Below are 13565 nucleotides of genomic sequence, written 5' to 3'. Positions count from 1 at the left end.
GTTTTTAAAGTTGACCAATTTAAGGTAAAGCTATGATTTCAGGCATCCTAGCATCTCCTGGTATTGCTGTTGGTAAAGCATTACTACTTCAAGAAGATGAAATTGTCCTAAACACAAACACTATTTCTGATGATCAAGTAGAAGCAGAAGTTGCGCGTTTCTTTGACGCTCGTAACAAGTCTTCAGCTCAACTAGAGACCATCAAACAGAAAGCACTAGAAACCTTCGGTGAAGAGAAAGAAGCGATCTTTGAAGGTCACATCATGCTTCTTGAAGACGAAGAGCTAGAGGAAGAAATCCTAGCACTTATCAAAAATGACAAGATGCACGCTGATAACGCTATCCACACCGTTATCGAAGAACAAGCTGCTGCACTTGAGTCGTTAGACGATGAGTACTTAAAAGAGCGTGCAACGGACATTCGTGACATCGGCACTCGTTTCGTTAAAAACGCACTGGGTATCAACATCGTTTCTCTCAGCGACATCAATGAAGAAGCCATCTTGGTGGCTTACGACCTAACACCATCTGAAACTGCTCAAATCAATCTAGACTACGTTCTTGGTTTCGCGTGTGACATTGGTGGTCGTACTTCACATACGTCAATCATGGCACGCTCTCTAGAACTTCCCGCTATCGTTGGTACTAACGACATCACTAAGAAAGTGAAGAATGGCGACATGCTGATTCTTGACGCGATGAACAACAAGATCGTTGTAAACCCTTCTGAAGCTGAAGTAGAAGAAGCAAAAGCAGTTAAAGCGGCATTCCAAGCTGAAAAAGAAGAGCTAGCGAAGCTGAAAGACCTGCACGCAGAGACGACTGACGGTCACCGCGTTGAAGTATGCGGCAACATCGGTACGGTAAAAGACTGCGACGGCATCATCCGTAACGGTGGTGAAGGCGTTGGTTTGTACCGTACTGAATTCCTATTCATGGACCGCACTGCGCTGCCTACTGAAGACGAACAATACCAAGCGTACAAAGAAGTTGCAGAAGCCATGAACGGCGAATCTGTAATTATCCGTACAATGGATATCGGCGGCGACAAAGATCTACCATACATGGATCTTCCTCAGGAGATGAACCCGTTCCTAGGCTGGCGCGCCGTTCGTATCAGCTTGGACCGTCGTGAAATCCTACGCGACCAGCTACGTGGTATCCTACGTGCTTCTGCACACGGTAAGCTACGTATCATGTTCCCAATGATTATCTCTGTTGAAGAAATCCGTGAGCTTAAGAAAGCGATCGAAGAATACAAAGCAGAGCTACGTGCTGAAGGTCTTGCTTTCGACGAAAACATCGAAACCGGTGTCATGGTTGAAACCCCAGCGGCAGCAGCAATCGCACACCACTTAGCGAAGGAAGTTGCTTTCTTCTCTATCGGCACCAACGACCTAACTCAGTACACGCTAGCCGTTGACCGTGGTAACGAGATGATTTCTCACCTATACAACCCACTATCACCAGCGGTACTTACCGTGATCAAGCAAGTTATCGATGCTTCTCACGCTGAAGGTAAGTGGACTGGTATGTGTGGTGAGCTAGCAGGTGATGAGCGTGCAACGCTTCTACTTCTAGGTATGGGCCTTGATGAGTTCTCAATGAGCGGTATCTCTATCCCTAAAGTGAAGAAAGTGATCCGCAATTCTAACTTCGCAGAAGTGAAGGCGATGGCAGAAGAAGCGTTGTCGCTTCCAACAGCGGCTGAAATCGAAGCCGTTGTTGAAAAGTTCATCGCAGAGAAATCTCAATAATCTGTTAATTCCAATGAGATAGACGGCGAAAGTAGTCGTCTATCTTTTAAGATTGGTATACTATAATTCGACAGAATTACATAAAAAACGTTAGGAGCATGACACAATGGGTCTGTTTGATAAACTTAAGAAGCTTGTATCTGATGACAGCGCTGACGCTGGTGCAATCGAAATCATCGCACCTCTATCAGGTGAGATCGTAAACATCGAAGATGTGCCAGACGTTGTTTTCGCTGAGAAAATCGTTGGTGACGGTATTGCTATCAAGCCTGCAGGCAACAAAATGGTAGCTCCTGTAAACGGCACTATCGGTAAGATCTTCGAGACTAACCACGCATTCTCTATCGAATCTGATGACGGCGTAGAGCTATTTGTTCACTTCGGTATCGACACTGTTGAGCTAAAAGGTGAAGGTTTCACACGTATCGCTGAAGAAGGCCAATCTGTAAAAGCAGGTGACACAATCATCGAATTCGATTTGGCACTTCTAGAAGAAAAAGCAAAATCGACACTAACGCCAGTTGTTATCTCTAACATGGACGAAATCAAAGAGCTTCACAAGCTTTCTGGCTCTGTAACTGTTGGTGAAACACCAGTTCTACGTGTAACTAAGTAATTCTCACTTAGCGAATCTAAAAAAACGCTGCCAATGGCAGCGTTTTTTATTGTTCATTGTTTGAAGTGCCTACTTTAACCCAAGCGCGTACTTCAATACTTGCGTTTTAATTGGCCCCGACTTCTCGGCAACTTTTAATGCTGCATTTCGCATAAACTTCAGCGGAGCCAAATCATTGCTAAATCCTTTATAGAAAAAATCCATACCCGTCTGCATTAACATGTTGTCTGGGCGGCGCTTTCGTTCATATGTTTTCAACAGTTCAATAGACAGCACTTCTTTTCCTTCCGTCGCCTCTAACAACGCCTCTACATCCTTAAAGCCTAAGTTAACCCCCTGCCCGGCCAGCGGGTTAATCGTATGTGCAGAGTCACCAACCAACACACACCCTTGCTTGAAGTACGTTTGTGCATGGCGGCGTGTCAGTGGAAATGAACCAAACTGCAGCACCTTAACCTCTCCCAGCTCAGCGGGAAAATGCGCCATCACTTCTTGTCGTAGCTGCTCTTTAGACATACCACACAACTGTTTAATTCGTTTCGGTGAGTCATACCAAACCAAAGAACCTTGATGACCACATAACGGAAGAAACGAGCGCGGACCTGACGGATTAAATTGCTGCCATGTAATGTCTTGCTGTGGTAATTCGGTTTCAACATTGATGAGCATACAGTGCTGGCGATAATCCCATGCCGTCACACCTATCCCAGCTAACGCCCTAACTTTGGAATTCGCCCCATCAGCCCCTACCACCAAATCGGCTTCGAAACTATCGCCCGATGCCAAGGTCACCTTTGAGACTGTATCAAACTCAATCTGGCTAAGCGTTTCAGGGCAGCGGATCGTTAGGTTTGGATATTTCTCAAACTCAGCCCAAAGTCCTAATTGGATGAGACGGTTCTCCACGATGTAGCCCAAGCGTTCCATATTCAACTCATCAGAATGGAAACGAGTACGGCAATCGGGATGCTCCCAAGTTTCTAGGCGGCGATACGGGCATACTCGCATGTCTGATACGTGATGCCATGCCCCCAACTTACTAAGAATTTCGACGGAGTGTTCAGATATCGCAGATACTCGAATGTCCATTGACTGGTCTGGAGAATAAGTAAGAGGCGCTTGCCCTTCAATGACAACAACCTGTCTGCCCTGCTTTGCAAAACCCAATGCAACAGCAGCGCCTACCATGCCCCCACCGATGACGGCAACATCATATCTGCTCATATTTTGTACTTCATCATATTGATTATTTGGCTGTTTTTTATTGTACGATTTCACTACTAAAATGTAACTAAAAACCTTGCCCGTTATCTGGGCAAACCCCTATACAATATAGGCTTTAAGAGAATTTGTGACAGCACTAGTCAGTAGGTTTTTAAAGCAGTACAATACGCCGCTTATCCGCCGAGAGGGCGGTTAAAACTCGGTCACCATATTGAAGCAACATCGGTGACTTACTGGAAATATTGGGCGATTTGCTCCCTTAATTTAAACTAACGATCGAGCGAACAACATGAGTAAAAAACTGCTAATTAAAACCTGGGGCTGCCAGATGAACGAATACGATTCATCAAAAATGGCGGATCTACTGAACGCGGCTAACGGCTATGAGCTGACAGAAGAACCAGAAGAAGCAGACGTATTACTACTTAATACCTGTTCAATCCGCGAAAAAGCACAAGAGAAGGTATTCCACCAGCTAGGTCGTTGGAAAACGCTAAAAGATAAAAAAGAAGGCGTTGTGATCGGTGTGGGCGGTTGTGTTGCGACTCAAGAAGGCGACCACATTCGTGAACGTGCACCGTTTGTTGACGTTATCTTCGGCCCACAAACGCTGCACCGTCTACCTGAGATGATCAAACAGTCTCAATCAGATGATGCGCCTGTAATGGATATCTCTTTCCCAGAGATTGAAAAATTTGACCGTCTGCCAGAACCACGTGCAGAAGGCGCGACGGCATTCGTTTCAATCATGGAAGGCTGTTCTAAGTACTGCACTTACTGCGTTGTACCATACACTCGTGGTGAAGAAGTCAGCCGTCCAATGGATGACGTCCTATATGAAATCGCGCAGCTAGCTGAGCAAGGCGTACGTGAAGTCAACCTACTAGGCCAAAACGTAAACGCATACCGTGGTCCAATGCACGATGGTGAGATCTGTTCATTTGCAGATTTACTGCGTCTGGTTGCCTCGATTGACGGTATCGACCGTATTCGCTTTACAACTAGCCACCCGCTAGAGTTCACTGACGACATCATCGCAGTATACGAAGACACACCTGAACTAGTGAGCTTCCTACACCTGCCAGTACAAAGTGGTAGTGACCGCGTTTTGACAATGATGAAACGCCCACACACTGGCATTGAGTACAAGTCAATCATCCGTAAACTGCGTAAAGCACGCCCTGATATTCAAATCAGTTCTGACTTTATCGTTGGTTTCCCAGGTGAGACAGATAAAGACTTCCAAGACACTATGAAGCTAATCAAAGACGTCGACTTCGACATGAGCTTTAGCTTTATCTTCTCTCCTCGCCCAGGCACGCCTGCCGCTGATTATCCATGTGATATTCCTGAACAAGAGAAGAAAGATCGTCTTTACGAACTACAACAAACAATCAACAGCCAAGCTATGCGTTACTCTCGCCTAATGCTAGGTACAGAGCAGCGTGTTCTAGTTGAAGGTCCATCTAAGAAAAACCTGATGGAGCTGCGTGCTCGTACAGAGAACAACCGTGTCGTTAACTTTGAAGGTAACGCGGATCTGATTGGTCAATTTGTCGATGTGAAGATCACTGACGTATTTGCAAACTCACTACGCGGTGAAATCGTACGTACTGAAAAAGACATGGACCTACGTACTATCATCTCTCCAACGCAGATGATGGCGAAGACCAAGCGCGAAGATGAGCTAGGTGTTGCAACGTTTACGCCTTAAAGCTTGAAAATATCTGTCTGAGTTACCATCTTAGATATAGATACCTATCGCCATTAGAAGCCCGGTCTCAATCGGGTTTCTACCCAATGGCAAACATTGAGAGGCAACTTTGAGCAATAAAATCGTAACACTAGAAATTGATCTAGAACCTTCTGATAATCGCCGCCTGGCTAGCCTTTGCGGTCCTTTCGACGACAATATCAAACACTTAGAACGCCGTTTGGGTGTAGAAATCAGCTACCGTGGTAACTTCTTTACGATCGTAGGCAAGCCTCATACTTCAGCGGCTGCGCTTGAAATCATCAAAACTCTGTACGTTAACACCGCGCCCGTTCGTGGCAACATTCCAGATATCGAGCCAGAAGAAATCCACTTGGCTATTAAAGAAACCGGGATTTTGGAGCAAAACACAGAGTCGAATATCGAGCACGGCAAAGAAGTCTTTATCAAGACGAAAAAAGGCGTAATCAAACCGCGTACACCAAACCAGGCTCAGTACTTGGTCAACATGGTGACACACGACATCTCTTTCGGTGTTGGTCCTGCTGGTACGGGTAAAACTTACCTAGCGGTTGCCGCTGCTGTTGATGCACTTGAGCGCCAAGAAATTCGTCGTATTTTGCTGACTCGCCCTGCAGTCGAAGCTGGTGAAAAACTGGGCTTCTTGCCTGGCGATTTAAGCCAAAAAGTCGATCCATACCTTCGTCCACTATACGACGCATTATTCGAGATGCTAGGCTTTGAACGCGTAGAGAAGCTTATTGAGCGTAACGTGATTGAAGTTGCTCCACTGGCGTACATGCGTGGTCGTACACTTAACGACGCGTTTATTATTCTTGATGAAAGTCAGAACACCACTGTGGAACAGATGAAAATGTTCCTAACCCGTATTGGCTTTAATTCACGCGCTGTTATCACTGGTGACGTCACTCAGATTGACTTACCAAGAGGCGCGAAATCTGGTTTACGTCATGCCATTGAAGTGCTGAATGAAGTCGACGAGATCAGCTTCAATTTCTTCCAATCGGATGATGTGGTCCGCCACCCTGTCGTTGCGCGTATTGTTAACGCCTATGAAAAATGGGAAGCACAAGACCAGAAAGAGCGTAAAGAATACGAGAAACGCCGTAGAGAGGAACGCGAAGCGAAACTATTGGACACTCAAAATAGCCCAATGGAAAACGTTTCGGTGGATGAGAGCAAAGAATCATGAGTATCGAACTTGATCTTCAGCTAGCTGTCGAAGATGAAAATGGGTTACCTCAGTTTGACGACATTCATCATTGGCTAAGTCGAGCGGTGGAAAAATTTCAGCCTCAGGCAGAAGTCACCGTTCGTATTGTCGACGAAGAAGAGAGCCACCAGCTTAATCACGATTACCGCGGCAAAGATAAACCAACCAACGTGCTGTCATTTCCGTTTGAAGCACCACCGGGAATGGAGATTGACTTACTGGGCGATCTCATCATTTGTCGCCAGGTGGTTGAGCGCGAAGCCGCAGAACAAGATAAGCCCTTGATGGCACATTGGGCGCATATGGTTGTACATGGCAGCCTGCATCTGCTAGGTTATGATCATATCGAGGATGACGAAGCTGAAGAGATGGAGTCTCTCGAAACAGAAATCATGCAATCTATGGGTTTTGAAGACCCCTATATTGCTGAAAAACAAAGCTAATTTAGAAACATCAAAAATTAGCCTATGTGTGCTATCACACTTCTGATAGCGTTACTTAAATGAGAAACAATGAACGAAGACAATTCGACCTCATCTCTAGAAGGTAAGAAAGAAAAATCTGAAGGTCCGAGTAGAAAGTCCTTCTTCGGCCGCCTAGGTCAAATCTTCCAGGGTGAACCTAAAGATCGCCAAGAACTTGTAGAAGTTATCCGCGATTCTGAAGAAAATGACCTGATTGACCATGACACTCGAGACATGCTCGAAGGTGTTATGGAGATCGCTGAAATGCGAGTGCGCGATATCATGATCCCACGCTCGCAAATGGTTACCGTTGACCGTAGCGACGATCTCGACGCACTGGTTAACCTTATCACCGATGCAGCGCACTCGCGCTACCCTGTCATCAGTGAAGATAAAGACCATGTAGAAGGCATCCTGCTTGCGAAGGACTTACTAAAATACTTAGGCTCAGACTGTGCGCCATTTGATATCGAACAAGTTATCCGTCCTGCGGTGGTTGTTCCTGAAAGTAAACGAGTAGATCGTCTACTAAAAGAATTCCGTGAGGAACGTTATCACATGGCAATTGTTGTCGATGAGTTCGGAGGCGTTTCTGGCCTTGTCACCATCGAAGACATCCTTGAAGAAATCGTGGGTGAAATTGAAGACGAATTCGATGATGAAGAAGAGCTGGATATCCGTAAGCTGAGTAAGCATACCTATTCAGTGAAAGCTTTAACAACCATCGAAGAGTTCAATGGAAGTTTCAAAACGTCGTTCAGCGATGAAGAGGTCGACACTGTTGGTGGTATGGTCATGACAGCATTCGGTCACCTACCTTCACGCGGTGAAGTCGTGGATATCGAAGGCTATAGCTTTAAAGTCACCTCAGCAGATAACCGACGCGTGTTACAAATTCAAGTAACCGTCCCCGACGAAGAGCCTCTTCCAGAAACGACTGAAGAGTAACGCTAATTCCCTTTTAAAGGGGTACTCAGATAAGATTACGATGATTAATACGATTTTTCATCGCCTAAAACGGCCGCTCGCGGCCGTTTTTGTTGGCGCTATAACCACACTTGCTTTTGCACCTTATCAAATTTGGCCATTGGCATTCGTCAGCCCGGCCCTATTGCTTATTTTACTTCACCGCCAGTCAAGCAAACACGCGCTTGGTATTGGTTACGCATGGGGACTGGGTCAATTTGCTACAGGTGTCAGTTGGGTCTATGTCAGCATCGACCATTTTGGCGGCATGCCCAAAATAGCCAGTCTATTTTTAATGGCGCTGCTGATTGCGTATCTCGCGATCTACCCTGCCCTTTTTAGCTGGAGCTTAAATCGCTTTTTCCCAAACTCAAACCGCACTCGTTTCTTACTAACCGCACCCGCCCTATGGTTGATATTTGATTGGTTACGCGGATGGGTAATGACAGGTTTCCCTTGGTTGTGGCTTGGCTACAGCCAGATAGACAGCCCACTAGCAAATTTTGCCCCGATAGGTGGCGTGGAACTACTGACTCTACTCATGGTGCTCAGCGCGGGTAGCATTGCATATGCGTTCATTAAAAAGCAGTGGATGCATTTACTTATCCCTATCGTCATCTTGTCTGCTGGCTATGGCTTAAAAGCCGCGAACTGGGTGACACCTAATCCATCCAGCACGACAAAACTGGCTTTAATCCAAGGTAATATCGCCCAAGAGCTTAAATGGGTGCCTAGCCAACGCTGGCCCACCATCATGAAATATACCGATCTCACACGAGAGAACTGGGATGCAGACATCATCATCTGGCCAGAAGCGGCAATTCCCGCCTTTGAGTTTGAAGTTTCCTCGTACTTAAGCAATCTTGATTCAGCGGCAAAATTGAACAACAGCGCGGTCATAACTGGTGTGGTCAATCAAGGAGCAAACAAACAGTTCTACAACAGCATTCTTACTGTTGGGAATACGGCGTATGGCGATTACAGTTATGACATGAACCAGCGTTATCACAAACACCACTTACTACCATTTGGTGAGTTTGTTCCATTCGAAAAGATCCTGCGACCACTTGCGCCGTTTTTTAATCTTCCGATGTCGTCATTTAGCAATGGGGAATTTATCCAACCAAACATAGACGCCAACGGAAAGCAGATGGCACCGGCACTCTGCTATGAAATTATCTTTAACGAGCAGGTTCGCCAAAACATCACCGAAGAGACTGACTTTATCCTCACGCTATCAAACGATGCTTGGTTTGGTCGCTCTATTGGCCCATTGCAACATATGGAAATTGCCCGTATGCGTGCTCTGGAACTCGGTAAACCAGTGATTCGTTCAACCAACAACGGAGTCACCGCAGTCACGGATTACAAAGGCAACATTGTCGAACAAATCCCTCAATTTAAAACTGGTGTTCTCCGTACGGAAGTGGTGTCAACGTCTGGTCAAACGCCCTATCGACAAATTGGAAGCTGGCCACTCTACCTATGGGTAGTGTTGAGTTTGTTTGTTGGTGTGGTGATGGCAAGAAGAAGAGGCGATACACAATAAGTACCCCCCTCGAATATTCTTTCGATGGAGTACGTATTGGCTCAGAGGTAACAAGCGGCTTCAACATTCATTGAAGCCGCTGTTTTAGTTACGGCTTAAGTGCCTGACGGGTAAATCCGGTACAGCCACACTTCGAACAAGGAATAATAACGGTTGGATGATTGTATTCTGTTTTATGACCACATTCGTCGCACACCAGAATGCCTAAACCGATGACATCACCCGCTTGATAAAGCCCTTGGTGTTCAAGGTCATCGAAAAGCTCTACCCATTCCACTTTCGTCCGGTCTGTAATTTCCAATAACCCTTGCCAGATAGAATCAGCGATCATCAGGTAGAAAGGCCCACTTTTCGACTCTTCATAGCTTTCAGCAAACTCTTTTAAATCCGATTTTACGTAAGCAGAAACCAACGCAAGTTCATCTTTTGTTAAGTCATTGGCGGCTTCAACCACTTTGCCCGACTTTTCTAAAACGCGGTTAACTTCATCTGGGCTATGTTTGAGTGCTTCAACCACATCTTCAAACATTTCCTCATAACCTTCTTTACGTTTTGGCATAGTTCCCCCTCCTGACTGAGATTTGAAGAGTGTCGGCTATTGTTGAACCTCGCTCCTTTAGGTATTCTATGACGATCTATTTAAGTCTGTTCTAACCGAACTCACAAATTCCAAGATAACCGGATACCATCGATGCAAGAACAATACAACCCACAAGACATTGAACAGAAAGTTCAAAAGCACTGGGATGACAACAAGACCTTTGTTGTAAGTGAAGACCCAAATAAAGAAAAATTCTACTGTCTATCCATGTTCCCTTACCCAAGTGGTCGACTGCACATGGGCCACGTGCGCAACTACACCATCGGTGACGTAGTATCTCGCTTCCAACGCCTACAAGGCAAAAACGTAATGCAACCAATTGGTTGGGATGCATTCGGTCTACCTGCAGAAAACGCCGCAGTGAAAAATAACACAGCGCCTGCACCATGGACTTACGAAAACATCGAATACATGAAGAACCAACTTAAGCTTCTTGGCTTTGGTTACGACTGGAACCGTGAATTCGCAACATGTACTCCTGAGTACTACCGTTGGGAACAAGAGTTCTTCACTAAGCTTTACGAAAAAGGCCTAGTTTACAAGAAGACATCTTCTGTTAACTGGTGTCCGAATGACCAAACGGTTCTTGCAAACGAGCAGGTTGAAGACGGCTGCTGCTGGCGTTGTGATACGCCTGTAGAGCAAAAAGAGATCCCACAGTGGTTCATCAAAATCACTGAATACGCGCAAGAGCTACTTGACGATCTAGACAACCTAGACGGTTGGCCGGAGATGGTGAAAACCATGCAGCGCAACTGGATCGGCCGCTCTGAAGGCGTTGAATTAAAGTTTGAAGTAAAAGGCCAGCAAGACCTAGAAGTGTACACAACGCGTCCAGACACGCTAATGGGTGTGACTTACGTTGGTATCGCAGCAGGTCACCCTCTCGCAGCTATCGCAGCAGAAAACAACCCTGAACTCGCAGCATTCATCGAAGAGTGTAAGAACACTAAGGTTGCTGAAGCTGAGCTTGCGACAATGGAGAAGAAAGGTATGGCGACTGGCCTTACTGCTATTCACCCATTGAACGGTCGTGAAGTGCCAGTGTACGTAGCTAACTTCGTTCTGATGGACTACGGTACAGGCGCTGTAATGGCAGTACCAGCACACGATCAACGTGACTACGAGTTCGCAACGAAATACGGCCTAGACATCGTGCCTGTAATCAAGCCAGTTGACGGCAGCGAGCTAGACATCTCTGAAGCAGCCTACACAGAGAAAGGGGTGCTGTTCGATTCAGGTGAATTCGACGGCCTAGAATTCCAAGCAGCGTTCGATGCAATTTCTGCAAAGCTAGAAGCAGAAGGCAAAGGTACTAAGACAGTTAACTTCCGTCTACGTGACTGGGGTGTATCTCGTCAACGTTACTGGGGCGCTCCAATCCCAATGGTAACCACTGAAGACGGTGAAGTTCACCCAGTACCAGCTGACCAACTACCAGTGATTCTTCCAGAAGACGTGGTGATGGACGGCGTAACCAGCCCAATCAAAGCAGACAAAGAGTGGGCGAAGACAACCTTCAACGGTGAACCAGCTCTACGTGAGACAGATACGTTCGATACCTTCATGGAATCGTCTTGGTACTACGCACGTTACTGTTCACCACAAGCTGACGACATTCTAGATCCAGAAAAAGCGAACTACTGGCTACCAGTAGACCAGTACATTGGTGGTATCGAGCACGCTTGTATGCACCTACTGTACTCACGCTTCTTCCACAAACTTCTACGTGACGCTGGCTACGTGACTTCTGACGAGCCGTTCAAGCAACTACTATGTCAAGGCATGGTACTGGCTGATGCGTTCTACTTTGAGAACGAGAAAGGCGGTAAAGAATGGGTTGCACCAACGGATGTAGCGGTTGAGCGTGACGGTAAAGGTCGCATCACTTCAGCTAAAGACACTGAAGGCCGTGATGTAACGCACTCAGGCATGATCAAGATGTCTAAGTCTAAGAATAACGGTATCGACCCTCAAGAGATGGTAGACAAATACGGCGCTGACACAGTACGTCTATTCATGATGTTCGCGTCTCCAGCAGACATGACTCTAGAATGGCAAGAGTCTGGTGTAGAAGGTGCAAACCGCTTCCTGAAACGTGTTTGGAAACTGGTTAACGAGCACACATCAAAAGGTGCAGCAGAAGCAGTCGATGCAGCAGCACTTTCTGGCGACCAGAAGGCACTTCGTCGTGACGTTCACAAGACTATCGCGAAAGTGACTGATGACGTTGCTCGTCGTCAAACGTTCAACACCGCTATCGCAGCAATCATGGAACTGATGAACAAACTAGCGAAAGCACCTCAAGAATCTGCGCAAGATCGTGCAATCCTTGATGAAGCACTAAAAGCGGTTGTTGCAATGCTTTACCCAATCACTCCGCACATCTCATACGAGCTATGGGCTGCGCTAGGTGAAGCAGATATCGACAACGCGGTATGGCCAACGTTCGACGAGAAAGCACTTGTTGAAGACGAGAAGACTATCGTTGTTCAAGTTAATGGTAAGCTTCGTGCGAAATTAACTGTCGCGGCAGACGCAACAAAAGAGCACGTTGAAGAGCTTGGTCTAAACGACGAAAACGTGGTGAAATTCACAGAAGGCCTGACTGTACGTAAAGTGATTTATGTACCTGGTAAACTTCTGAACATCGTGGCGAACTAATTGACCGCCTTATAGTCTTAAGCAGGGTGCAATCGCGCCCTGCTTTATTTATCTTAGCGCTTTACTCGTTGGTAGAGTCTTAAGATAAATAATCCAATAAACCATTGAGAGTCTTTCATCTATGTTTCGTAGAGAATCGAAGTTTCGTAGAGCATCTAACCTGTTTTCATTTTCCTCTGTAAAGCTCACAACAGCCATTCTCACCGCAAGTTTACTTGCCGGCTGTGGCTTCCACCTACGCGGTGACTATTCTGTACCAGAGGAATTCAATACGCTCTCTCTCACAAGTTATGATTCATACAGCACCTTTACAAGAATGATGAAAGGTCAGCTACGCATGAATGAAATCAATGTCGTCGAGCCAGCGGAAGACGTTCCTAATCTCCACCTAATATCCGAAAGTGTCGGCGAACGCACTTTATCACTCTACCAAACCACACGAGCGGCAGAAAAAGAGATCACATTCAACGCCTCATACCGTGTAACCGCCCCGAATATTGGCAGCAAAACGTTGTCGACCAGCGTAACACGTAGTTATCTGGATAACCCTCTTACTGCACTTGCTAAATCCGTTGAACGCGACATGATCGCAGATGAGATGCGCCAGCTAGCCGCCACTCAGATCATTCGACAAATGGCTCGTTTGAAAGCCGATATTGAGAAAAGCGAGCAACTTGAGTATGAGTTGGATAGCGAAGACGACATCTACCATATTGAGACAGTCACCGAAGAAGAATCCAACAACAGCTACACAGCGCCAGCTCAGTAGAGGCTAA

General features: G+C 46.2%; 11 protein-coding genes. 9 read left to right on the top strand and 2 right to left on the bottom strand.

Annotated features, from left to right (window positions below; genetic code table 11):
• Positions 1-32: 32 nt before the first annotated feature.
• Positions 33-1757, top strand: coding sequence for a phosphoenolpyruvate-protein phosphotransferase PtsI (gene ptsI, locus NP165_RS03470; protein ID WP_257084948.1), 1725 nt, complete (start codon positions 33-35; stop codon positions 1755-1757).
• Positions 1758-1863: 106 nt separating this feature from the next.
• Positions 1864-2373, top strand: coding sequence for a PTS glucose transporter subunit IIA (crr, locus tag NP165_RS03465; RefSeq protein ID WP_257084947.1), 510 nt, complete (start codon positions 1864-1866; stop codon positions 2371-2373).
• Between the two features lie 69 nt (positions 2374-2442).
• Here crr and NP165_RS03460 read toward each other — a convergent pair whose 3' ends face one another.
• Positions 2443-3597, bottom strand: a complete 1155-nt coding sequence (locus NP165_RS03460; protein WP_257084946.1) for a 2-octaprenyl-3-methyl-6-methoxy-1,4-benzoquinol hydroxylase — start codon at positions 3595-3597, stop codon at positions 2443-2445.
• A 289-nt stretch (positions 3598-3886) separates the two neighbouring features.
• On the opposite strand from NP165_RS03460, the gene miaB reads away from it, so the two are divergent.
• From miaB to lnt, 5 genes are all read left to right on the top strand, one after another.
• Positions 3887-5311 carry a tRNA (N6-isopentenyl adenosine(37)-C2)-methylthiotransferase MiaB gene (gene miaB / locus NP165_RS03455; RefSeq protein ID WP_257084945.1) on the top strand — a complete coding sequence of 475 codons (1425 nt, stop codon included), beginning with the start codon at positions 3887-3889 and terminating at the stop codon, positions 5309-5311.
• 109 nt (positions 5312-5420) lie between these two features.
• The gene (locus tag NP165_RS03450) at positions 5421-6524 is read left to right on the top strand and encodes a PhoH family protein (protein WP_257084944.1); all 1104 of its coding nucleotides are present in this window, start codon (positions 5421-5423) and stop codon (positions 6522-6524) included.
• Complete coding sequence (ybeY, locus tag NP165_RS03445) at positions 6521-6988, top strand: rRNA maturation RNase YbeY (protein WP_257084943.1); 468 nt, start codon at positions 6521-6523, stop codon at positions 6986-6988. Before NP165_RS03450 ends, ybeY begins: the two co-directional genes overlap by 4 nt.
• 69 nt (positions 6989-7057) lie before the next feature.
• Positions 7058-7957 carry a CNNM family magnesium/cobalt transport protein CorC gene (gene corC, locus NP165_RS03440; protein WP_257084942.1) on the top strand — a complete coding sequence of 300 codons (900 nt, stop codon included), beginning with the start codon at positions 7058-7060 and terminating at the stop codon, positions 7955-7957.
• A gap of 40 nt (positions 7958-7997) precedes the next feature.
• Complete coding sequence (gene lnt, locus NP165_RS03435; protein WP_257084941.1) at positions 7998-9524, top strand: apolipoprotein N-acyltransferase; 1527 nt, start codon at positions 7998-8000, stop codon at positions 9522-9524.
• A gap of 88 nt (positions 9525-9612) precedes the next feature.
• Here the strand turns inward: lnt and NP165_RS03430 are convergent, their stop codons facing one another.
• Positions 9613-10083 (bottom strand): zinc ribbon-containing protein, encoded by a 471-nt coding sequence (locus NP165_RS03430; RefSeq protein WP_257084940.1) that lies wholly within the window; start codon positions 10081-10083, stop codon positions 9613-9615.
• A 132-nt stretch (positions 10084-10215) separates the two neighbouring features.
• On the opposite strand from NP165_RS03430, the gene leuS reads away from it, so the two are divergent.
• Complete coding sequence (gene leuS / locus NP165_RS03425; RefSeq protein WP_257084939.1) at positions 10216-12789, top strand: leucine--tRNA ligase; 2574 nt, start codon at positions 10216-10218, stop codon at positions 12787-12789.
• A gap of 121 nt (positions 12790-12910) precedes the next feature.
• A complete protein-coding gene (locus tag NP165_RS03420; protein WP_257084938.1) occupies positions 12911-13558 on the top strand; it encodes an LPS-assembly lipoprotein LptE in 648 nt (215 codons plus the stop codon).
• The last annotated feature ends 7 nt before the right edge of the window (positions 13559-13565 follow it).

It is taken from the genome of Vibrio japonicus (assembly GCF_024582835.1).
GTDB classification, from domain to species: domain Bacteria; phylum Pseudomonadota; class Gammaproteobacteria; order Enterobacterales; family Vibrionaceae; genus Vibrio; species Vibrio japonicus.
This window is presented reverse-complemented; position numbering and strand designations above follow the sequence as displayed.